The sequence below is a fragment of the Methylobacterium sp. CM6247 genome (assembly GCF_054817925.1).
The window spans coordinates 3,894,093-3,914,315 of sequence record NZ_JBTXKX010000003.1; the positions used below are offsets into that span (position 1 = coordinate 3,894,093).

A 20,223-nucleotide genomic window follows, 5' to 3' on the forward strand; every position below is an offset into this window, starting at 1 on the left:
CGAAGAATCAAGCGTCGGCGAAGGCAAATGATCTAGCCTGCGCAACGGCTTGGAAGGGTGGCCGAGTGGTTTAAGGCAGCGGTCTTGAAATTCGCTCCTGGCCATCCCGTTCAATCCCCTGCAATTAGCTAAAGTGTTGTCTGGGCTCGGTATTTCGAGTTTGCGGCGTTCACCCATCGTTCTCTATCCCTGCCCGTATCAATGAGTTGGGTAGCAAATGCGGTAGCAACCGCCCTGCCCTGGCGTGAGGCACGAAGTCACCTCGGGCGCACCAGTGATCCATCCACCCGTTGCCTTTCATGAGCCTCGATTGGCTCAAACGAGGTGACCTGATGACGTCACGAACGGTTGCGGTCCTTGCCGGCGCTGGATGCGCCCTGGTCGGACCGGCGGTTGCACGCGCCTTCGCTAGCGATCCGACGGATCAGATTGTGTTGTCTCTGATCATTGCCGGATCGGTCGCGATGACGGTGCTACTTCTCGGCCTGCGGTCGCGAGACGATTGAAGCGAAAGGCCTCGTCACGGTAGCTCGAGGTCGCGATCGCCACCCCTGGCCCAAACGACCTGGCACGCTCCGCCGATAGGGGCCGCCAGCGACGGCTCTCCATCTGCATCCGGCTCAGGGTCAGCATCGGTCTCCCGATCGGGATCGCCGTCAGCTTCATCGAGGAGCGCCACGATGCGGTCGACGATATCGAGGGCGAGCTCGGCCAAGCGCTCGAACTCCTCTCGTGGGATGGTGGTGGCCTGGATCCGGCGGGAGGCTGGGAAGCGAACGACGTTGGACATGTCAGGCCACCGACTCTTGAAGGCTACCCGCTTGGGTCGATCTCTGCGCTGCGGCGTGAATATCGAGCGCCAATCGGCCATTGGTGGCGTAGTCCTGCCGCTGCTTGTCTTTGAACCAAAGCTCCGCGTAGCTAATCCAAGCCAGGGCAACCGCCTTCGCTGGTACGTTCTCCGCCGTGGCCGGCAACGCATCGGCCGTGTCGATCAGGCGATTCCGGATCTGCGAGTTGCGCTCCCAAGCCGCTTCCTCCTCCGGGCTATCGCCCATGCCAGCTGTTGCAGTCCACTCGCACCAGGCGCTCAGAAGCTCGTCCACCAGCGACAAGCGCGCGACCGGACCTTGGCCTATGCGACTGTCCTTGGCCGCTTCAAACACAGCGTCAGACCGGAAGGCGAGATCGAACAGGGCATCAAGGCGGAGATCGCGACGCAGCCCGTCCTCTAAGAGTCGGTTGGCCTCCTGATTGGGGACGGACTTTTCGTTGAACGCCCGGTTCTCTTCTTCCTTCGCCACGGCGTACATGCGCATCGCCATGAACCCGAGCCACTTCGCGATTGGCCCGTCGTGAACCATGCCGTTTGCATCTTCGTAGAGGATGTTGCCGTCCCCAGGCGTGAACTCAGTCGAGATCGCGCACTCAGGGTTGGCTGCCTGCTCCAGCTCTACAAGCCGAAGACGACGGCGCAGACGGTCGAGAGCACCAGCAAGCTCGGAGCCAGACATGCCAGCCTCATAGGCTTGTTTCCGACGGGCGAACTCAGCCAGCGCGACGGCGTGAAGGCGCTGGGCCTCATGGCGCAGATAATCCGAGATGTTGAGGAAGGCCGCCGGCACGTCCACCGGGTACGGCAGGAACCCCTCGGGCGGGTTGCTCCAATCAAGCCTGGGCTCCGCATCGACTAGCTCCGGACGGCGAATCACGCGGACGGCGGATGCCTTCAGGGAGGCGGCTCGTTCGCGCAGGGTTGGCTTAGCAGCGTCGGCACCAATAAGCCTGGCGAAGTTGAAGCTCTTCATGGCTCCCTCCCTCAAGCCACGTGCACGAAGCCGTAGGCGAGCACGCCCCCGGCAATGATGAGAACGGCAGAGACGAGGTCACCGGCCATTTCGAGGAAGCGCGGGGCGCGGACGTGGTCCGTATCGGTCCGGTCGGCGCGAATGACGGGCCAGTGCTCCCCCGCCTCGTCCTCCGAAGCCTCAAGCTCTGGGAATGGACGGGCGTATGCTGCTGCAAAAGGCGAGCGAGAGCGTTCACCGGCGCGAGCCGATGCTGTAGAATTTCGGATAGCCATGATGCGTCGTCCCTCGACGTAAGTGGTCAGGGCCGGAGTGAGGCTGCTACCTTGCTCTGGCCTGTTTTATGTCGTACCTTTTTGGAATGCGGATGTCAATTGAGGTCACACCTAAAAGGCGTGGACGTCCTGCCACTGGTAAGGATCCGGCGACCTCAATTCGCCTTGCTCCCGAGTTACGGGCTGAAATCGATGCTTGGAGCGATACCCAACCCGATAAGCCGAAACGATCCGAAGCCATCCGCCGCCTCCTGGAAGAAGCGTTGAAGGCGAAGCGACTGCCTTCGACTTAAGGAACCATCGTGTCTGAACAGCAGAGCAAAGAGCGAAAGAGAGCGGAAGCAGCTTTTGCGAAGGAGCAAAGCGAGCCAATTTCCATGCCTGACGAAGTTTTGCCCGTAAGTCGGTCGGAAGAGAATATGGCTCGCCAAAAGGCTGCGCGTTTAGCTCGGGATGCTGTCTCAGCCGCTCCTCGGAAGCATTAGTGCGCAGCTTTCATCTTGATCGAGTATGACGGCCAGAAGCCTGACGTGCACTCAAAAGCGAACGGCTACTTTAAATGAGCGGGGAGGCGCACGTGCAGCAGGACGCATCTGTTGAGGACAAGGCCGCCCGCATCATCGCGGAGAACGTCTATTATGCCTTCCGTGGCCAATGGACGACGCTGATAGATCCCTCTCACGAGGAGGCGCTCCTTGCCCGCCTGATAGAGGCAATCCGACCGGGGATTGGCGGATCGGTGGATGCCATCGTCACCGTGACCAACGCGGTTTTGTCTGCCTGGGAAGAAGGTAGCAAGAAGACCCCAAGCCCTCGGGTCAGATCGATCAATCTGGCTGACGGCTCCGTCACCATGGACCGCACCACAGGCGACGAGCTCTCTCAATCACCCCAAGGGCGAGACGATGTCTGAAGACACTCAAAAGCTCGGCATACTCGTTGGCCTCTTCGAGCTCGCGATTGGTCGCCTGTTTGAAGCCGTGCCAGGGGGCGACGAGGCGAAGCGCCTTTTTGTCGAGGACGTTCGCCAGATCTTGGACAGCACGAACGAGCTTCAGCCTCACTCGCCAGCCGCTGAGACCTATGAGGCACTGCTGAGGCGCCTTGGTGCAGCCGGACCGGATGCTGCCGGGGGCCTTGGGGTCGTGCCTACGCCAGAACGGGGCCTGCCTCCATCGGGCTCAGGCGAGTAGATAAGGGCCACCTTCCGTCTGGCACTCTCTGTAAGGCTGACCACATGGCGACCTCATTCAAAGGCCTTTACCTGTGTCTCCCCATGCAGCCACGGCCTACGCACGTTCGAGTAGAAGACGGCGAGCACGGCCAGCTGACGCTTTCGCTTGAGGATTACGAGGCACGTGCTGGCCAGCCGCCTTGGCAAAGCCTGCCTTGGGAGGGAGAGGTCGCCATGGCGTCCGACACCGCAGGCAAGGACATTCCCGAGACAAGCATGTGAGGAGGTAGGCCGTGTCGATCCCAGATCGCGAGCTAGAGCACTCCCCCCTTGGCGGTCCTATCACCCGTGATGGTCACACGGTGACGGTTCACATCTACCGGTTCGCGGGCACTGAGGATGTGTGGACCCTGGAGGTTGTCGGCCAGGATGGAGGCTCGTTGGTTTGGACGGAGACGTTCACGGATGACGTTGGCGCTTACGAGGCGTTTGAGCGCGCCTTAGCCGAGGACGGCATCCGATCGTTCTCGGAGGATGAGCCAGCCAACCACTGACCCGCCCTCGAAGCCGCGGCGTCACCCTCACTAAGCAGAATGGTGACGTCAAAAAGAAAGGCGGCGTTTGATTCGCCGCCCTGGAAAGGGTGAAGTTCAAAGGGCCTGATAAGGGCCTCAGACCTCTAGAATCGGAGAAGCGTCAGCCTCGTCTGGACCACTTGTGATCTCCTCCGCAGGGTCGTCTGAAAGGGACGCAAAATTCATCGCAACCCTTTGTTTCCAATCCGCATTCCAAGCCGCAAGATACTCATTTTGGGCTTGGAGAGTCCTCTGGATTGACTCTTCAATCGCATCCAATGCACGTACTCGCTGTGTTGTCTGGTTCTGCATGGTCAGCCCTCGACCATCGCTTGGTATCAGACCTAGAACATAGCGTGAAGCTGATGGTTGCGAAGATACCCGAAATCGAGTTCCCAGAAATTTTCTTTGGGTTCGTTGCCCCAATCGGGGCCGATGTTAAGAGATGCGTCGCTGATTTCAAAAAATGCTTTGAGGATCTTGATTATCGAGTAATAGAATTGAAAGTAACGGATGTATTTGATTCTCTAAAAGAACACATTGAGCCAAAGCCTGCATTAGATAAAACTACGCAACTAAAACGATACGATACTTACATCCAATATGGAAACCAGCTGCGTGGAGAATTCAGTGATAATGCTTTTCTAAGCGCTATGACCATAGGAAAAATTGCTAAGAAAAGAGAGGCTGATCTAAAATTACTTGGAAAATCAAAACTTAAACTCGCCGAGAAAACTGTTTACTTGATGCATCAGTTTAAAAGGAAAGAAGAAATTACACTTCTTCGATCCGTATATGGCAGGCTGTTCTTTCAAGTGTCTATTTATTCTCGCCGGGGCGCGCGTGTAGATAATCTGGCAAATCTTTTTGCAAGCGACACCGGGTCTGCCAACATAAACGAGTTTAGGTCGGATGCCGAAAGAATAATCCAAGTAGATCAGGATGAAAAGGACTCGGATCACGGGCAGCGCGTATCAAAAATATTTAGTGATGGCGATTTGATAATTAGTGCTGATGTTCAGTCGCCAACTACTTATGATCAAATCAAGCGGTTTATTGATCTTTTGTTTGGCTCCAATTCTATATCACCTAATAAAAACGAATACGGTATGTTTATAGCCAAGGCCGCCGCCCTGAGGACCCTCGATCTGTCTAGACAAGTGGGTGCTGCTATCTTCTCTTCAGAAGGTGAAATTGTATCAATAGGTTCTAACGAAGTTCCAAAAGGGCACGGTGGAACATACTGGTGTGATGATACTTATGATGATCGTGAGTATTTACGACTGCAGGACTCCAACGATAAGCGTAAACGTGAGATATTGTCAGAAATCGCAGGAATTATTGGAGTAGATATCAACGAGCTTTTAAAAAATAAAAGGATCAAAGACTCTCAGTTCATGGATGCTCTAGAGTATGGGCGAATCGTCCATGCGGAGATGTCTGCAATATCAGACGCGGCAAGACTTGGAAGAGGCGCTAAAGGAAGCTCATTATATTGTACTGCGTTCCCCTGCCATATGTGCGCAAAACACATTGTCGCCGCAGGAATAGAAAAAGTGGTATTTCTTGAACCTTATCCAAAAAGTCTTGTAGCGATCTTGCACGGCGACTCAATTGCCGTTGAGGGCAGTGATCGAGGCAAATACAAGCATTTTCCTGCATCGGAATTTGAACACTTCTACGGCATATCACCTAGGAGGTATGGTGAACTTTTCGAACGTGCGAAGCGAAAAGAAGACAATGGCACATATATGGCTTGGGTTCACGGCGCGCCGAGACCGAGCTTGAACGTCACAACTCCATACTATTTGCAGGATGAAAGTACAATTTTTGGAGATATAGTTGGATCTTACATGAAACTTAAGTCTCTGCCCGCAGACTTTCTGGACCAGAAAGCTGAGGAAGAAGAAAAATTAAACTAACGCTCCCGCTCTTACATTATTCTAATTTCCCGCGTCCTGATAGTGCTCAGTCCAGCCCCCTCCGGGCAAATGCGTCTAAGCAAATCCGGCCACCGTCCATCACCGGGCTGGTGATCGCCGCTGCCGCGGCCGCCTGCGTCGCCACGCCGGCTCCAATGCTCAGCACCTCCAGCAGGCCGAGGGCGTAATATTGCCCCGCCGCCACAGCCGCCACCGTCAGGGCGATGGTCAGCACGCTTTTGAGAGCGTCGCCTTGGGGGACGATTCGAATGAGGACGTGCATCCCAGCCTTGGCCCGGACGCGATGCCAGTTCTGGGCTTCGACAACATGGCCGTCGATCGTCACCGGCGGCAAATTCGGCGAGCGCGACGGCTATACGGAGCCTCACAAGGCCCATGCCGCAGTAGTTGCGGCCGGCCGAATTATTCGGATCGCGCGCGAGGGACGCGACGAGGTGTCGAAGCCGGGCAATATGGTGCGCTTCATTTTCGGCAGGCTCTAACGCCTACGGTTTGCCGTTCGCTTACTGGATGCAACGGATTTCAATAGGGTGCCGGAAGTAGGGCTGCTTTCCGCCCTCACTGTTTTCGTTGAACCTGATCGTCAGCAGGTCCAAATCCTTCCGGGCTGCCTCACAAGCCTCCTTCGTCGGGAGGTCAGAGGCGCCGGAGGTGAGTCCGCCGGTGGTGGTCATGAGAAGGCAGAGCATTGTTCACATGCCCGGCATTCAGCACGCCGAGCGCATTGTGCCGGCAGGCCGGAAGGCGTCTTACCCTGCGCCCAGGTAGCGTGAGCCACCGCTTCGTCGCTGGCGCTGTGGAAGGCCATGAGGAACGCCAAGCCATAGGCAGTCGTCGCGCTCGGGTCGGCCCCGTCCCGGCGGAAGCCCTGCGTCCGGTCCCGAATGTAGCCCTCCAGAGCCCGCTCGATGACGTCCTCGGTCTCGCGGCTTGCTGGCGACGTCAATAGCGCCGGCACCGTCTGCTTTGCCACGAAAGCCCCGTCGCTCTGCGCGATGGATTGCAAGGCCTCGAACACTTCGAGATCAGTAGACTTCAGACGTAGGGCGGCGACGAGAGCGTGCGCCTTCGCGCGCTGGACGATGTTCATTCCGCAGCCTCCATTTCCATGGCCGAGACCGGCGCGGTGCCATATTCGATCGTGAAGGGCGGGTCGCCTGAGGGATCGATGGGACGGCCGATCTCGTCCGGCCAGCGATAGGCGATCCGCGTCTCGGCGCGGCCCCGCCTGAGATGAGTGTGCTGAAGGAAGCCGCCGACGATGTAGCCGGAACGCGATCCCGGCCCATGGATCTCGGTTTGCTCCGTGTGGCGCAGGGCCATCATCAGTCGGAGTCCGAGATCGTGGGGATCGACCGGCGCCGGCAGGGTATTCAGATCGGCCGGCAGCCCGACTTTCGCGAGCGCTTCGGGCGATGCTTCCGGCTTGACGTAGGTGGCAAGCGGTACGGGCGTGTATGCCTCACAGCGCATCCCAAGCATCGAGCCTGACAGGGTGATGATGAGGAACGCCTTCCAAGCCTGCGCACGCTCAGACCACCCGCCGTAGAGGTACATGGCCCAATTCTCGGTCTCGCCGCGCTCGGGAAACGCCGCCATCATCATGGCATGCACTTCCCGCGACCAACCGGGCATCTGGTCCGCTACATCATCGAAGCCCCCCGGCGCATCCGAACTTATTGCCAGATTGAGCAGGGACAGACCCGAACCACTGCTTGAGCAAGTGATGACGGTGTCGATATCGGCGCGGATGAGCTGTTTGTCGTGGATCTGGCGGATGGTGCCCGTCTCGTCATAGGCGGCACCGTCCGAGAACACGACGATGCCGTCCTCCACCACGAACATGGCGTTGGCGGTCATGCGGCAACTCCGATGAAGAGGGCGGGCTTGCCCGTGCCGCCGCTCGGGAACACGGGACGCCCTGGCATGTCGCCGACGAAGCCGCCGAGATCGTAGCCTCGGAAGCCTTTCCGGAGCGCCTCGGCGCTAGCGACACCGCCAACCCTGCGGATATCGTCCTGGCTCCAGACCAGCTCGCCCTTGTGGACGATGCCGGCGGCCTCCAGGCGGCCTCCGGGCCCGGTGTAGCCCCCCTGGTCGAAGCCGAGGAACGACTTCGCGCTGGCGAGCAACGACGCCATGCCACCACCGCCGCCCGGCCCGCTGCCACCAAAGCCCGCGAACATGGCCGAGACGGACTTGTCGGCCGCCGCAGTCAGAAGCCGATCCGCCCAGCGGCCGGTCGCGTTGCCCAGCGAACTCATGAGGTCGCGGCCCTGGCGCAGGTCGGTGAGCAGGCCGCCGAACGCGTCGGTCGCGATGCTCTTCGTCTCCCGCAAGGTGTCGTTCATGCGGACGGTTTCGATGACCGCACGGGCCGCATCGCTGGACGTGTCGCCGACGACCCGCCGCCCTACCGCATAGGCCGATTGCTCGCTGGCGGACCGGCCTAGCTGCTCCCGCTCAAACTTGCTGTCGCTGTCGAACTGAATGAGGCGCTGCTTCTGCGCCGCGCTGGCCGCGTCGTTGGCGAATTGCAGGATGCTGGCCCGCAGCGAGTCCGTGACTGGGATGCCCCGTGCCATCTGCTGCGAGAGCATTTCGTTGGCGCGGGTGGTGGCCTCGAGCTTCTGGCCATTGACCCCGTAGAGCTCGGTGTTGGCCTTCAGGTTGTCGGTGGCCAGCTGGACCGCGCGGGCGTTCGCATCGAGTTCCTGGACCCGCTCGGTGATGCCGGGCGTCTGCCGGGTCACGTCGGCGATGTAGTTGCGGGTCTCCTTCGGGAAGCGGGACGGGTCACGGCCCACGCTATCGACGTTCCCCTGGCCCCAGTTGTAATCGGCCAGAGCAAGAGCGACGTCGCCGTTGCGTGCCTTCAGACGATCGCGGATGAGGCGCGCCGCACCATTGGCCGCGCTGGTGAAGTCGAGCGGATCCACGCCGTACTGCGTCGCCGTTCCCGGCATGAACTGGAAGGGACCGGCCGCGCCGGCCGGGCTGAGCTTACGGCCGTCGATCACCTCCGGCCGGAACCGCGACTCCTGCCGGAACACGGATGCGAGCAGGTTGGCGTCGATGCCGGCGCTGTTCGCCGCCGATGACACGCGGTCTCGGTACTGCTCCGGTATGTCGCGGACGCTGGTGGAGTAGTTGCCGGGCTGGAGGAGCGAGGACTGGCGAAGGGTCTCCAACTCCTTCTGGCGGGCCGCCTCGATGCCGGCGCGGTCGGCCTCCTTGGCGTCGCGGAGAAGCTGTTCGTACTTGTCGTTCGTTGCCGCCACGGCCTGCGCCCCGGGGGCGTAGCCGACCGTTTTCAGGTTGAAGTCGGCCGTCCAGTTGAGCGCGGCGACGGCCCGGCTGCCGAACTTGTCCATGTCCTCGACAAGGTTCTTCACCACCGTGCTCACATCGCCAAAGGCGCGGCGGGCGGCATCGATCTGGTCCGTCTTCAGACCCCATGCGATCGGATCGGTGATGGCCTTGCGGAGGAGCACGCCCTCGCTGGTGAGCTTCTTCAGCTCTTCCCGCTCCGGGTTGAGGGACCGGACGAGGTTGCCGACCGCGAACGAGCGCTGGTTGGCTTGCGCCTGGCCGCTCTCCTTCGCGGCCTTGTCGATCTCGGCTTGAACCTCCGCGATCTTGTCCTTGATGATGCCTGCGTCGTAGTTGAACAGCGGGTCGAGAAGCCCGCCGAGCGCGCCCTTCGAGCCCTCGTTGCGCTTCAGCTGCGCCTGAAGCGTCTTCATGCGGGACTCAGCGTCACCACCTCCAAAGCCCCGCTCAATGAACCGGCCGATCCCGTCGATCTCGTTGCTGGTGGTGGTCTTGAAGTCCTGCCACTGCCTGGCGAAGAACCCGAGCTTCTGCGTGGCGCCCGCGACGCTGCCGGAATAGGCGTCGAGAAGCATCTTCTGCGCGCCGAGGCGGTCGCCCTGCGCCTGAAGCCGGCCGATGGCCTGGAGCGCGGTGTCATCGAGGAACCCGAGCTGCGCGTTCAGCTTCTCGGCGCCGCGCGTCGGATCGGCAAATGCCTCGGCGAGCGCAGCGCCCGCCTCCGGTAGATCCTGACGGGTTGCGTTCGCGTAATCGCGCACGCTGGCAAGCAGGCCGGCGTACATCTTCGTGCCGATCTGGCCGGTCCCTGCGAACTGCGCCTGGAGATCGCGGGCGGCGCTGCGCGAGAGGCCCGCAGCGCCGGCCTGCGCATCGGCGATGGCGTTGATCGCGCCGACCGTGGCGCCGGATGCCCGACCGATGCCGGAGGTAGCAATCTCCACCTCCCGCTGCTGAGAGCGGTAGCTGGCAAATGCGGCCGCTCCGGTGATGACCGCCGCCGTGGTGACGCCGATCGCGCCGCCGACGAGGCCGATGCGAGAGACGAAGCTCGAAACCGCTTCGCTCGCCTGCGCCGCTGCACCCTTGATGCTGGCGCCGCCCGGACCCGCGAAGATCTGCGCGATCTGCGGACCCTGCTGCATGGCGATCATGCCGAGGCCGGAGCCGCTGCCCAGCTGGGCCACGATGTCCCCGCCCTGATACATCAGGTTGGTGGCTTCGTCCTGACGAAGGCGACGGTTCTGGTTCGCCGCCGTCTGCGGCGTGAGGCCGAGCGCTCCGAGCCGCCGGCTGGCCTCTGCATTCCGCATGGCGGCCGTTCGACCGGCCTCGATCTCCTTCAGGGTCGCGCTGCCGGCGGCCTCGAAATCACGCCAGCCGGCGGCGATGGTGCGCGAGGCGGTGACCGGCGCAGGATCGGAGGCGGGCGCATACTTCGCGGCGGCGAGGGCGCGAAGGCGGTCGCGCTCGGCGTCGTCATACCGGCCGGCGGCATACCCGGTATTGATGCCCGTTTCGGTGCGGGCAAGCTTGATCTGGCGGGCATACTCGGCGTCGACTTCCGCCCGCACCCGCTCGGCCACTCGCAGGGATGCCGGGCTGAAGCCGGGCGCGTTCGCCGGCTGGCCGGAGCCGGAGGCGGGGCCGGTCGCAGCCGATGCGCGCGAGGCAGCCTGCGCCGCGCGAGCCGCCGCTTGCGCTTCGCGGGTCTTCTGAGCGAGGCGGTCGCTTGCCACCCCGGCCTTGTCCATCGAGGCCGCAACCCCATCGAACGCCTGTCGGCCGGCGCCGCCCGCATCCTCGAATGCCCGCCTTACGTCCGCTCCACCCTCTACGCCGAGGCGGATCGCGATGTTGTTGGCCATGGTCCGCCTCCTTTATGCGGTTGGTGTCAGGCAGCGACGTCGACCGCCGGGCTGGCGTTCGCATTGAGGGCCGGAGTGAACACGAGCTGGTCGAAGCGCTCGTAAGCGTCCCAACGGGCCATCAGGGCGTTGATGTTCTCTGGGGTAACCGGCGCGGGCTCGCCGTTCGCATCGCCGACGCCGGACCAGTCGGCGATGACGGCGCGGGCGTACCGGATCACCATCGCGGTCGTGGCGCGGAGGTCGCTGGCCTCGTCCAGCAAGCCCGCTTCGCGCTCTTCGAGGTACGCCTTGCCGGCAGCCTCGCGGCTGAGAAGGATCTGGGCGATCGACGGGGGGCGGATCTGGAGACGAACGCCGTCCATGAGGTCGATCCAGGTCGCTTCGGTCTTGGGCTGGCTCAGCTTCAACATGGTGGATTCCTTTGGTGGTGAAGGTGGTAACTCAGTGCAGACGCGGCGCCTGGCGGGATAAGGCGATCAGGTCGCGGATCAGGACAGCATTGCGCTCCCTGACTTCTTCGAGGCGCTGAGCCGCGAGACGCGCGACGATGTGGGAGGCGGCGGCTTCGTCGATGCCGTACTCGGCCGCGATCTCCGGCACCGCTCCCTCGGCCCAGCGCAGGACGAGATTGCATTGCTCCTCGAGCATCGCCGCAGCGCGCTCGCGGGCCTCAGCCATCGGCATCATGTCGTCGGTCACTTCGGCGCCTTCCATTCGGGTTCGGACGGCTCGCCCATCTCGGCGAGATGCTGGCGGACGTAGTTGCTCAGGACGGTGACGAGGCTGCGCGGATCGACCTTGCCCGTGGTCGGATCGATCTTGATCTCCTCCGCCATCGGAATGCCGACCCGCGCCGGCCAGGAAAGCCAAGCGTCACGCGTCTCGCGAGCTGTGTCGAAGAACAGCCTCTCGGCCGCCGCGCGATCGACCAGCGTGCCTTCCTGCTCGGCTTGGTCGAGATGGCGCTGTCGGGCCTTCAGGATCAGCTCGGCCGTGCGAACCTTGCCGAAGTCGATTCCTTTGCCGTCATCCCGCATGCCTTCCTCGGCCAGGATGCGGGCGATCAGGGTGACTGCTTCGCGGGCGTCCGCCTCGGTGCGCACCTGCGCACCTACCTGCGCACCTTGGGTGCGCACTTTGCCTGAGGTGCGCACCTTGCTACGAGACGGGTCCGTGGTCGCCGCCCAATCCTCCCGAGCGGCTACGGGATCGATAAGACCTCCTGGCAAGCGCTTGATACGATTGTCTTTTAAGGCGTTGCGCACAGCGGTCTGCGAAACGCCTAAAATGGCTGCAAGCTTGTTGCCTGAGACGGGCTTATGCATGGGTGCGCACCTAGAATTTTGAACCTAGCGCTAGGAACATTGGGGACCCCGACCACCCGTATAGGCGTCGGGATGCCAGGGTCCCCGGCGGTCCGCGGGGCGGAAGGGGCATGCACATCACCGCGGGATCGGACCGGGCCCGCTTCAGCTACGGAGTATGCTGGAGGTCGGAGCAGCGGCCGCGACGGGTCGCGGGGTGGTGACCATGATGGAAAACGACACGGCGCTGCGGATCAGGTGACGTCGCGGTTGGGGGCGGTGTCGAGGGCGGGAAGGTCGATGCCGTCAGCGACGAGTTGCGTGCGCAATGCGTGGCGCAAGTATTCAGAAGCTGACGTGCGACGCTTGCGAGCAGCCGTAAGGAGTGCCTGGGAAACACCACGCTCGGCCTGGAAGCGGACGAACTCAGGAAAGGACATGGAACGGGCGACGGTCTGCACAGTAGGCTCCTCGGAAAAGGGCTTCAAAGTGTGCAGAGCGTGCCCGATTAGGGCAGTGGCGGGATACGTCATGATTTCCGCGCCGAGCAGGCTTAGCCAGTTGAGCGCCGAAATTTCAAGGATGGTGATCTTGTCCTTGGACCGTAGCTGACCCTTCTTGAGCCCTGGGAACGACTGCGCGAAGCCCTAGGGCATCGATTGGGGGCTGACGCCCGATTGGGCTGTAATCAGTCCACGAATGCCAATACGCCGAACAGGCACATCGCAAAGAACAGGAGAGCGAGGGCGCAAACGTCGAGCATGGCCCACTGATAGGCTAGATCAGCAGGGCGCACCTTAACCTGCCTGTTGATGGTGCGTACGAACCGTAGCCGGTAGCAGGCAGATTGTGTCTATGAGCTACGGTGTTGCTATTTAGCATTACTTGAGCGAAGAATATCTTTGTGCCGTTCCTCTCGTTGAGAGAGTTCCTGATCTACCTGCCACAAGAGGGCACGGGTCAGAGCAATCATTGCAGGGGTGCCTGCTTCGACGACAGCCTCATGCGCCGCCAAACAAGCCTCCGCCATATTATTGAAACGCTCGTCATCTTTCATTCGTCACGAGCCTCCCGTCCGACATCTGTCTATCTCAAGTTAGTAAGTTGCAAAAATTATCCAGGGATCAACCCTCGTTTCCACCACGAGGCCATGATTTGATCGACACTCGAAAAGTAGGTAACTCGATTGCGCGCAATCGGAGATATCGGTCCCTGAGTGGGATGCTTCTGGATGCGGCACGAACCGAAAGGCAGCCCTGTTAGACAAGCTCGCTACGACACTGGATTGCCCAGTTTCGGCGTTCTAACGATGCGGGTCACCAGACTCTCGCCATGGCTCGCTCTGATCCGGCACGTGCTCTGCGGATTAGGGCGATCCGGTTGGATGCGAGCGCTTCAGAAAACCGTTGGAAGTAATGGAATGTGCACAGCCTAGCCGCTCGACCTAACATATGTATAGGCCGTTGGCGGCAGCATGTCGTAACCGTGGATCATTGTTCACCTCCGAAGGCAGGCGGGGACAACGGGGAGAGTAGCGCGCTTCCGCCTGCGCGCTGAGCTCTCTGCCATGAACGCTTCATCGAACCAGGAACTCGAGCCCCTGATCCGGAAGCTCGAAACGACGATGACGCTCACCGATGATGAGCGAGATGCGATCCTACGTCTGCCTGTGTACCGTATGTCGCTATCTGCGCATACGGACATCATCCGCGATGGCGAGGTGTCCAAACAATGCTGCGTTATCCTGACGGGATGGGCTTTCCGATACAAAATCCTCAAGAGTGGAAAGCGCCAGGTCCTGTCGTTTCACATTCCAGGCGAGATCCCCGACCTTCACAGTATGCATCTACCTAAGATGGATCACAGTCTTAGCGCGCTCCGTGGATGCACTGCGGGATTTATCCCTCATGAGGCTTTGCTGAACCTGACTACCCAATTCTCCCAAGTGGCTGGAGCCCTATGGCGCGACACCCTCATCGATGCATCCATCTTTCGAGAGTGGATGACCAACATCGGACAACGTTCAGCGAAGAGCCGATTGGCTCACCTGTTTTGTGAGCTGTACACGAGGTTCAAAGTGCTCGGACTCGAGGATGGCTTCAGCATCCCGCTTCCGCTCTCGCAGGCCGAAATTGCCGATGCGCTGGGAATCACGATCGCCCATGTTAACCGCGTCCTCCAAGCATTGCGGATTGACAGCCTTGTCACGCTTAAAGGGCACCAGTTGGTCATTCTTGACTGGAAAGGTTTGGCAAAAATCGCTGATTTTGATCCGGACTACCTGCACCTATCTGAATAGGCTGCTACCTGTGAGAGTATGATCACCTGCCTACTCTGGTTTCAAATTTCATACTCCCAACAATGACGGAACAAGCGCTATGGGCACGCTTGGCCGCCTCTAACTTTTCGGGCCTGACCGTCTGCCTCACGCGATCGAGCTTACGCAAATTTCCCGCAATCGCCACACTTTATGTCACAAGCGGCGGGCAGGCTCGCACGCACCCTGTCAATAGCCTTCGAACAACCGGGAAACGGCGGCCGTCCCGCGTGGGCGGTCCAGGCGGCGAGCGCAGGAGCTGACGGCATGACTAAGCACCTCGTTGCGCGCGCCAACCTCCTCGTCCTCGGGGTGCTACTCGCCATCCTCCTGCTCGTCGGTGCCGTGACTTGGGAGCGGCTCAACGCCTCTCGCGACGCCCGTGAGTGGTCGCAGCACAGCTACCGCGTCCTGACGACGCTCAAGGACCTCGCCATCGCGCTGCGCGACGCGGAGACCGGCCAGCGGGGCTACGTCCTAACCGGCAATGATGAGTACCTTGCGCCCTACGGCGCCGCCCGCGACCGCATCGGCGTGCTGCAGGGCGAGATGCAGAGGCTCACCGGCGATAATCCGGTTCAGCAACAGCGCCTACGGGACTTGTCACCTGTCATACAGCACAAGCTGGAGGAACTTGCTCAGACCGTGCAGGCACGTCGGGATTCCGGCTTGGAGACGGCCCTACGCATCGTCAGCACCGACGCTGGCCGGGCTTACATGAAGGACGCCGAGGCGGCCCTTGCGACGATGCTGGCCGACGAGGAGACACTGCTGGCCGAGCGCCTCGCCCAGAACGACGCTCGTGCGAAATGGGTACGCTGGATGGTCGTCGGCGGCTCGGGGCTCGCCATCCTCATTCTGCTCTGGGCGGCTCGCCTGTTGAACCAAGCCTGGTCACGCTCTTACAAGACAGAGGCGCAGCAGCGCGATCTCGTCCTGCGCCTTCGCACGACGCTCGACAGCCTGAGCCAGGGCGTGGCGGTGTTCGGGCCCGACAGCAAGCTCAAGAACTGGAACGAGTGCTTCCAGGTGCTACTAGACCTACCAAAAGCCATGGTCCGACCGGGTACACCCTATACGGCCTTTGCCGAGCACACGGCCGAACCCGGTCGACCGGCGCTGGAGACAGAGGACCAGGTCCGACACGGCAGTCAGAACCCTCGCGAGGCGATCACCTACGAGCGCGAGCGTGGCGACAGCCATCACTTGGAGATACGCCGTACAACGATGCCCGACGGCGGCTTCGTCCTGACCATCTCCGACATGACCAAGCGCGCGCAGGCTGAGGGCGTGCTTCGCGAGGCGCAGAAGATGCAGGCCATCGGTCAGCTGACCGGGGGCATCGCGCACGACTTCAACAACCTGCTCCAGGTCATCCTTGGGAACCTAGAGTTTGTACGCGCCAAACTGACGGACGATGCCAAGCTCCAAGCCCGGATCGAGCGCGCCGCCTGGGCCGCTCAGCGCGGCGCTACGCTCACGGGTCAGCTCCTCTCCTTCGCTCGTAAACAGCCGCTGGCACCCGCGGCCATCGACCTCGCTGAGACCATGCCTGATCTCATTCCGCTACTGCGTCGTACGCTCGGCGAGCACATCGAGGTGCGATACGTCGAGACTGCCGGCCTATGGCCTGCGATGGCCGACCCGGCGCAGCTGGAAAGCGCGGTCCTCAACCTCGCGCTGAACGCCCGCGATGCGATGCCGGGCGGCGGACGGCTCACCATCGAACTCGGCAACAAGGTTCTGGACCAGGAGTATGCCCGTCGCCACGCCGAGGTCGTGGCCGGCGACTACACCATGGTGGCGGTGTCGGACACCGGGCACGGCATGACGCCGGAGGTGACGGCGCGCGTCTTCGAGCCATTCTTCACGACCAAGCCCGACGGCAAGGGCACGGGACTCGGCCTCGCGATGGTGTTCGGGTTCGTCAAGCAGTCAGGCGGCCACGTGAAGATTTATTCGGAGCCCGGTGATGGCACGGCGGTGAAGATCTACCTGCCGCGGGCCATCGGAACGGTCGCGGCCATTGGACAGCGGAGCGGTGTGCCTATGGAGCTGCCCCGCGGCTCGGCGACGGTGCTGGTGGTGGAGGATGAGGCAGCGGTGCGCGAGATCGCCTGCGCGATCCTGTCGGATCTTGGCTACCGGGTGCTAGAAGCCTCTGACGGTGAGGAGGCGCTGAGGGTGTTCGGCGCCCATACAGCATCCGTCGACCTGCTGCTGACCGACGTGGTACTGCCCGGCATGGTGCGAGGCCGCGAGCTTTCAGAGCGCATCACAGCCATCCGCCCGGACGTGAAAGTCCTCTTCATGTCTGGTTACACCGAGAACTCGATTGTGCATCACGGCCGCCTGGACGACGGGGTGCAACTCATCGGCAAGCCGTTCAAGCGCGAGCAGCTCGCCTGCAAGGTCGCCGAGGTACTGGGGACATCTGCCACATCGGGCGCGGAGGCACCCAACGTGGTCGCGCTGCGCCAGAAGCGGGATACGTGATCCCTAAGGAGTGAATGCGGGCAGCGGGATCCGGATAGTAACCCGAATGCCATCGGGGGCGAAGTTGACGGCGACCTCTGCGCCTGTTTGGGCGGCCAGGACCTTGTTGAGGAGGCGATGGCCGAAGCCCTCGCGCGTGGGGTGTCCGACGGGCGGCCCGTCATGCTCGCTCCAGCCCCAATGGAGCAGCTTGCCGTCCGGGCCGTTCTCAACCGACCAACGCACCTCAACTCGCCCGTCGGGGTCGGCGAGTGACCCGTGTCGGAGGGCATTCATGGTCAGCTCGTGCAGGGCCATGCCAACAGGTACTGCGAGTTCCGAGGGAAGTACGACCTGGGGCCCATCCAGTGTCAGGCGACCGCGCTCATTGTAAGGATCGAGCTCGGCTCGCAGCAGCCCCTCGAACGAGGCAGCCAGGGCGACATCTTCAGTGATCAGCGCGTGGGTGCGAGCAAGCGACGTGATCCGTCCCGACAGGGCTCGGGTGAACTCCGGAATGGAGAGAGAGGAACGCACCGTGGCATTCAGCACGGCTTGTACGGTCGCGAGGGTGTTCTTCACCCGGTGATGCAGTTCGCGCACCATCAGTGCCTGACGTTCCTCTCCAGCGCGTCGCTCGGTAACGTTGCGCTGCGCCGAGACCCAGTGGGTGATGCGTCCGTCGTCCTCGCGCACAGGCGTGATCAGCCACTCGACCATGTAGGTCGAACCGTCCTTGCGGTAGTTCACCGCCTCGCCCTGGAAGGGCTCGCCCGCAGCCATCGCGGCCCGCATCCGGTCGAGCACCGCTCGCTCCGTGCCCGGTCCTTGCAGAAGGCGCGGGGAGCGGCCGACAACCTCGTGCGCCTCGTAACCGGTCATTCGGCTGAAGGCAGGGTTGGCGTACTCGATACGGGGACCGGGCTCGTCGAGTTCGGCGGTGGTGATCAGGATGGCCTCGCCCGAGGCCTCAACGGCCGCGCGCAGCAGCCTCAAGTCGACCGCGCCGGTTCTTATGTCGTCTTGACTGGCCATCCGTCACCTCTAGGACCGGCCGTCACTCACCGGCTTACGGACCCGGGGCGACTCGCCATCGGGCATGCGGAGCTAACTTACCGCAATGCTTCAGGTTGCTTCAGGGCATTCGGCATAGGCTTCGTCACCGGGATGCTCACCATGACGGCCTGCGCCTCCTTGACCTGGGCCACCTCCCAAGGACGAACGCGCGCCGATGCGATCCGCGGCAGTCCGGTCGCGTGCACCCTTTTTACGACGGCGGCGATCGCGGAGATGGCGGGAGACAAGATGCCATTCGCCCCTGACCGCCGCATCCCGCCCTCCTTCGCATTCTGGCTCGCCATCGGCGCCATAGGCGGGTGGGCGTTGGCTGGACGCCATACGTCACCCAAGACCGGGGCGCTGGCAGGTATGGCCGGCGCCGTGGCCGGCACGCTCCTTGGCCGGGCCGCCCGGGGACCTGACTCTCGCACGGCTTCCGGGCGTGCCAAGGGTCTTGCCGAGGATGCCGCCGCCGTTGCCCTCGCGGTCCTGGTCGTCGCCTCGGCCGAGCGCTATCGCGGGGCCGCCCACTGCAGCGCAAACCAAGCCTGACCCTTCCGCGTCGGCGGCGCTCCATAGGCGAGAAAGAACTGAGTGAAACTGAAGGTCCTCTTCATCACTGGCTAGGCGTCGTGGGTACGCTCACGATGAAAAAGTCTTACCTCGTAGCCTGAGGCTGTGCTCGTGCGGCCCCATGGCGATTCCAGGAACCGGGACCTGTCGGACGCTACCTGAAGGTATCGCCACCCTGACGGACGAGCGTGAGCGCCGCTTCGGCGTCACCGCGCCGCCTGACCTTGAAGTCCTTCCCCATGAGATGGTTGTACTGGGCGAAGAACGCCTCGACCTCGTCCAGCATGCCAGGACGCAGGTCCGGTAGGGCCCCGATGTGGGCGTGGGTGCGAGCCTTCACCGCCACGCCAACGAGACGGTCGTTGCGCTCCCAAGTGCCATCGCGCTCCCGCTGGTCGGCCTCGATTACGCCGATCAGCCGTGCTTCCAGCACGCAGCCAGGGAATGCGGGTGCGTCGAGGAGGATCAGGATGTCGAGCGGATCGCCATCGGCACCCTTTGTCGAGGGAACCATCCCGAAATCGTACGGAAAACTCATGCCCTCCGGCAGGACCATCTTGAACTCGAAGGCGCCGAACGCATCCGAGTAGGCGTACTTGTTCGGACTTCCCTTGGGCGTCTCGATCACGACGTGGACGGCTCCGTCCTTCCCGAAGGTGGGAAGGCGGCTGAGGGAAGGTGCGGGCTTGATCAAGGGGCGGTCTCCGGGGCGGTGCCACCGTACCGTGGCCTAAGGGGTGAACCCCAAAACTGACTAATAGGGTCCAATGTGGAGCAGGTAGCGCAGTGGCGCACAGGTCCCAAACCGCTCCACTGCGCCACCTTGCGCCACTCCTCTTTCGCAGGTGTCGCATATGGGGGGCGGCTATGATCCCCGTCGCCTACGCATCGGGCCTGTGGGGGCCTGACCTTGACCCGGCCGAGTGCCATAGCGCCGGGGGCGAGGGCAAAGTTCTAGGTCAATCGCAGAGCTTGGCGAGTTTTCGGCACTCACGGTCAAGCCGGACCGAATGGTAGCATGTCATACACAGGCAACGGTGCCGCGAAACCATCCGTATCGGCAAGAATTGACGGTTAACATGGGTGGAAAGACTGCCCGCCAGCGCATTGACAGCTTTCCATGATCTACACCCGCAACCGTTTCCTTATCTGGGCTCCCCAACCTGGGAAGCGTCACTCGACCCCGTTCAAGATCGGCATCGACTATGCGATGGCAGACGCCTTTCCCCTCATTGAGGGCGACTTCCCCGAGCGGATTGCGCTCGCAATCGAGGCCCTAATAGCCTCCGAGAGCAGGGCAGGCGGGATGGCTACTTAGCCTGGCGGGATAATGCTCGATCAAACGCACGCCGTCCCACAGGTCCACGCCCTGGGTGTCCACCATCCCTTTGGCCTTACGCTTCGCCTCGTGATCATCGAGGGCGAAGAACAGGACCGTGAGCGATACCACTCCGTCCCGGTCGATGAAGCTGGCCCAGTAGGTCGTGCAATCTATCTCGGCAGGTACAGCCAAGCC

22 protein-coding genes are annotated in these 20,223 nt (G+C 61.9%); 6 read left to right on the plus strand and 16 right to left on the minus strand.

What is annotated here, in order from left to right; genetic code table 11:
- Positions 1–520: 520 nt before the first annotated feature.
- From ACYQOP_RS19365 to ACYQOP_RS19375, 3 genes are read right to left on the minus strand one after another with little or no spacing between them, the layout of a single operon-like run.
- Positions 521–790, minus strand: coding sequence for a hypothetical protein (locus ACYQOP_RS19365; RefSeq protein WP_461223509.1), 270 nt, complete (start codon positions 788–790; stop codon positions 521–523).
- Between the two features lies 1 nt (position 791).
- The gene (locus tag ACYQOP_RS19370) at positions 792–1,808 is read right to left on the minus strand and encodes a hypothetical protein (protein ID WP_461223510.1); all 1,017 of its coding nucleotides are present in this window, start codon (positions 1,806–1,808) and stop codon (positions 792–794) included.
- An 11-nt stretch (positions 1,809–1,819) separates the two neighbouring features.
- On the minus strand, positions 1,820–2,083 hold the full coding sequence (locus tag ACYQOP_RS19375; RefSeq protein WP_461223511.1) for a hypothetical protein: 264 nt from the start codon (positions 2,081–2,083) through the stop codon (positions 1,820–1,822).
- A 577-nt stretch (positions 2,084–2,660) separates the two neighbouring features.
- On the opposite strand from ACYQOP_RS19375, the gene ACYQOP_RS19380 reads away from it, so the two are divergent.
- From ACYQOP_RS19380 to ACYQOP_RS19390, 3 genes are all read left to right on the plus strand, one after another.
- Positions 2,661–2,996, plus strand: a complete 336-nt coding sequence (locus ACYQOP_RS19380) for a hypothetical protein (RefSeq protein ID WP_461223512.1) — start codon at positions 2,661–2,663, stop codon at positions 2,994–2,996.
- A gap of 554 nt (positions 2,997–3,550) precedes the next feature.
- Positions 3,551–3,811, plus strand: a complete 261-nt coding sequence (locus ACYQOP_RS19385) for a hypothetical protein (protein WP_461223513.1) — start codon at positions 3,551–3,553, stop codon at positions 3,809–3,811.
- A gap of 386 nt (positions 3,812–4,197) precedes the next feature.
- A complete protein-coding gene (locus ACYQOP_RS19390) occupies positions 4,198–5,754 on the plus strand; it encodes an anti-phage dCTP deaminase (RefSeq protein ID WP_461225389.1) in 1,557 nt (518 codons plus the stop codon).
- A gap of 46 nt (positions 5,755–5,800) precedes the next feature.
- Here ACYQOP_RS19390 and ACYQOP_RS19395 read toward each other — a convergent pair whose 3' ends face one another.
- From ACYQOP_RS19395 to ACYQOP_RS19435, 9 genes are all read right to left on the minus strand, one after another.
- Positions 5,801–6,100, minus strand: a complete 300-nt coding sequence (locus ACYQOP_RS19395) for a hypothetical protein (RefSeq protein WP_461223514.1) — start codon at positions 6,098–6,100, stop codon at positions 5,801–5,803.
- Between the two features lie 345 nt (positions 6,101–6,445).
- Entirely contained in the window at positions 6,446–6,865 is a 420-nt protein-coding gene (locus ACYQOP_RS19400; protein ID WP_461223515.1) for a hypothetical protein, read from the minus strand.
- Positions 6,862–7,635, minus strand: coding sequence for a hypothetical protein (locus ACYQOP_RS19405; protein WP_461223516.1), 774 nt, complete (start codon positions 7,633–7,635; stop codon positions 6,862–6,864). Before ACYQOP_RS19405 ends, ACYQOP_RS19400 begins: the two co-directional genes overlap by 4 nt.
- Entirely contained in the window at positions 7,632–10,976 is a 3,345-nt protein-coding gene (locus ACYQOP_RS19410) for a phage tail length tape measure family protein (RefSeq protein WP_461223517.1), read from the minus strand. The genes ACYQOP_RS19405 and ACYQOP_RS19410 overlap by 4 nt, the downstream gene beginning before the upstream one ends.
- 26 nt (positions 10,977–11,002) lie before the next feature.
- Entirely contained in the window at positions 11,003–11,389 is a 387-nt protein-coding gene (locus ACYQOP_RS19415) for a hypothetical protein (protein WP_461223518.1), read from the minus strand.
- Between the two features lie 31 nt (positions 11,390–11,420).
- Positions 11,421–11,657: a hypothetical protein gene (locus ACYQOP_RS19420; protein WP_461223519.1), complete on the minus strand. Its 237-nt coding sequence runs from the start codon at positions 11,655–11,657 to the stop codon at positions 11,421–11,423.
- A gap of 17 nt (positions 11,658–11,674) precedes the next feature.
- Complete coding sequence (locus ACYQOP_RS19425; RefSeq protein ID WP_461223520.1) at positions 11,675–12,082, minus strand: hypothetical protein; 408 nt, start codon at positions 12,080–12,082, stop codon at positions 11,675–11,677.
- Positions 12,083–12,537: 455 nt separating this feature from the next.
- Positions 12,538–12,723, minus strand: a complete 186-nt coding sequence (locus ACYQOP_RS19430) for a hypothetical protein (protein WP_461223521.1) — start codon at positions 12,721–12,723, stop codon at positions 12,538–12,540.
- A 431-nt stretch (positions 12,724–13,154) separates the two neighbouring features.
- Complete coding sequence (locus ACYQOP_RS19435) at positions 13,155–13,340, minus strand: hypothetical protein (RefSeq protein ID WP_461223522.1); 186 nt, start codon at positions 13,338–13,340, stop codon at positions 13,155–13,157.
- A gap of 510 nt (positions 13,341–13,850) precedes the next feature.
- Between ACYQOP_RS19435 and ACYQOP_RS19440 the strand changes: the two genes are divergently transcribed.
- Positions 13,851–14,582, plus strand: a complete 732-nt coding sequence (locus ACYQOP_RS19440; protein WP_461223523.1) for a Crp/Fnr family transcriptional regulator — start codon at positions 13,851–13,853, stop codon at positions 14,580–14,582.
- Positions 14,583–14,867: 285 nt separating this feature from the next.
- Positions 14,868–17,096, plus strand: a complete 2,229-nt coding sequence (locus ACYQOP_RS19445) for a CHASE3 domain-containing protein (RefSeq protein WP_461223524.1) — start codon at positions 14,868–14,870, stop codon at positions 17,094–17,096.
- Positions 17,097–17,099: 3 nt separating this feature from the next.
- Here the strand turns inward: ACYQOP_RS19445 and ACYQOP_RS19450 are convergent, their stop codons facing one another.
- Both ACYQOP_RS19450 and ACYQOP_RS19455 read right to left on the minus strand, forming a co-directional pair.
- On the minus strand, positions 17,100–18,110 hold the full coding sequence (locus ACYQOP_RS19450) for an HWE histidine kinase domain-containing protein (protein ID WP_461223525.1): 1,011 nt from the start codon (positions 18,108–18,110) through the stop codon (positions 17,100–17,102).
- A 77-nt stretch (positions 18,111–18,187) separates the two neighbouring features.
- Positions 18,188–18,379 (minus strand): hypothetical protein, encoded by a 192-nt coding sequence (locus tag ACYQOP_RS19455; protein WP_461225517.1) that lies wholly within the window; start codon positions 18,377–18,379, stop codon positions 18,188–18,190.
- Here ACYQOP_RS19455 and ACYQOP_RS19460 point away from each other — a divergent pair.
- Positions 18,312–18,686: a hypothetical protein gene (locus ACYQOP_RS19460; RefSeq protein WP_461225391.1), complete on the plus strand. Its 375-nt coding sequence runs from the start codon at positions 18,312–18,314 to the stop codon at positions 18,684–18,686. The two genes, ACYQOP_RS19455 and ACYQOP_RS19460, sit on opposite strands and share 68 nt — an antisense overlap.
- Positions 18,687–18,861: 175 nt before the next feature.
- On the opposite strand, the gene ACYQOP_RS19465 is transcribed toward ACYQOP_RS19460, so the two are convergent.
- On the minus strand, positions 18,862–19,401 hold the full coding sequence (locus tag ACYQOP_RS19465) for an inorganic diphosphatase (RefSeq protein WP_461223526.1): 540 nt from the start codon (positions 19,399–19,401) through the stop codon (positions 18,862–18,864).
- 582 nt (positions 19,402–19,983) lie between these two features.
- Positions 19,984–20,220: a hypothetical protein gene (locus ACYQOP_RS19470; protein WP_461223527.1), complete on the minus strand. Its 237-nt coding sequence runs from the start codon at positions 20,218–20,220 to the stop codon at positions 19,984–19,986.
- Positions 20,221–20,223 lie beyond the last annotated feature (3 nt).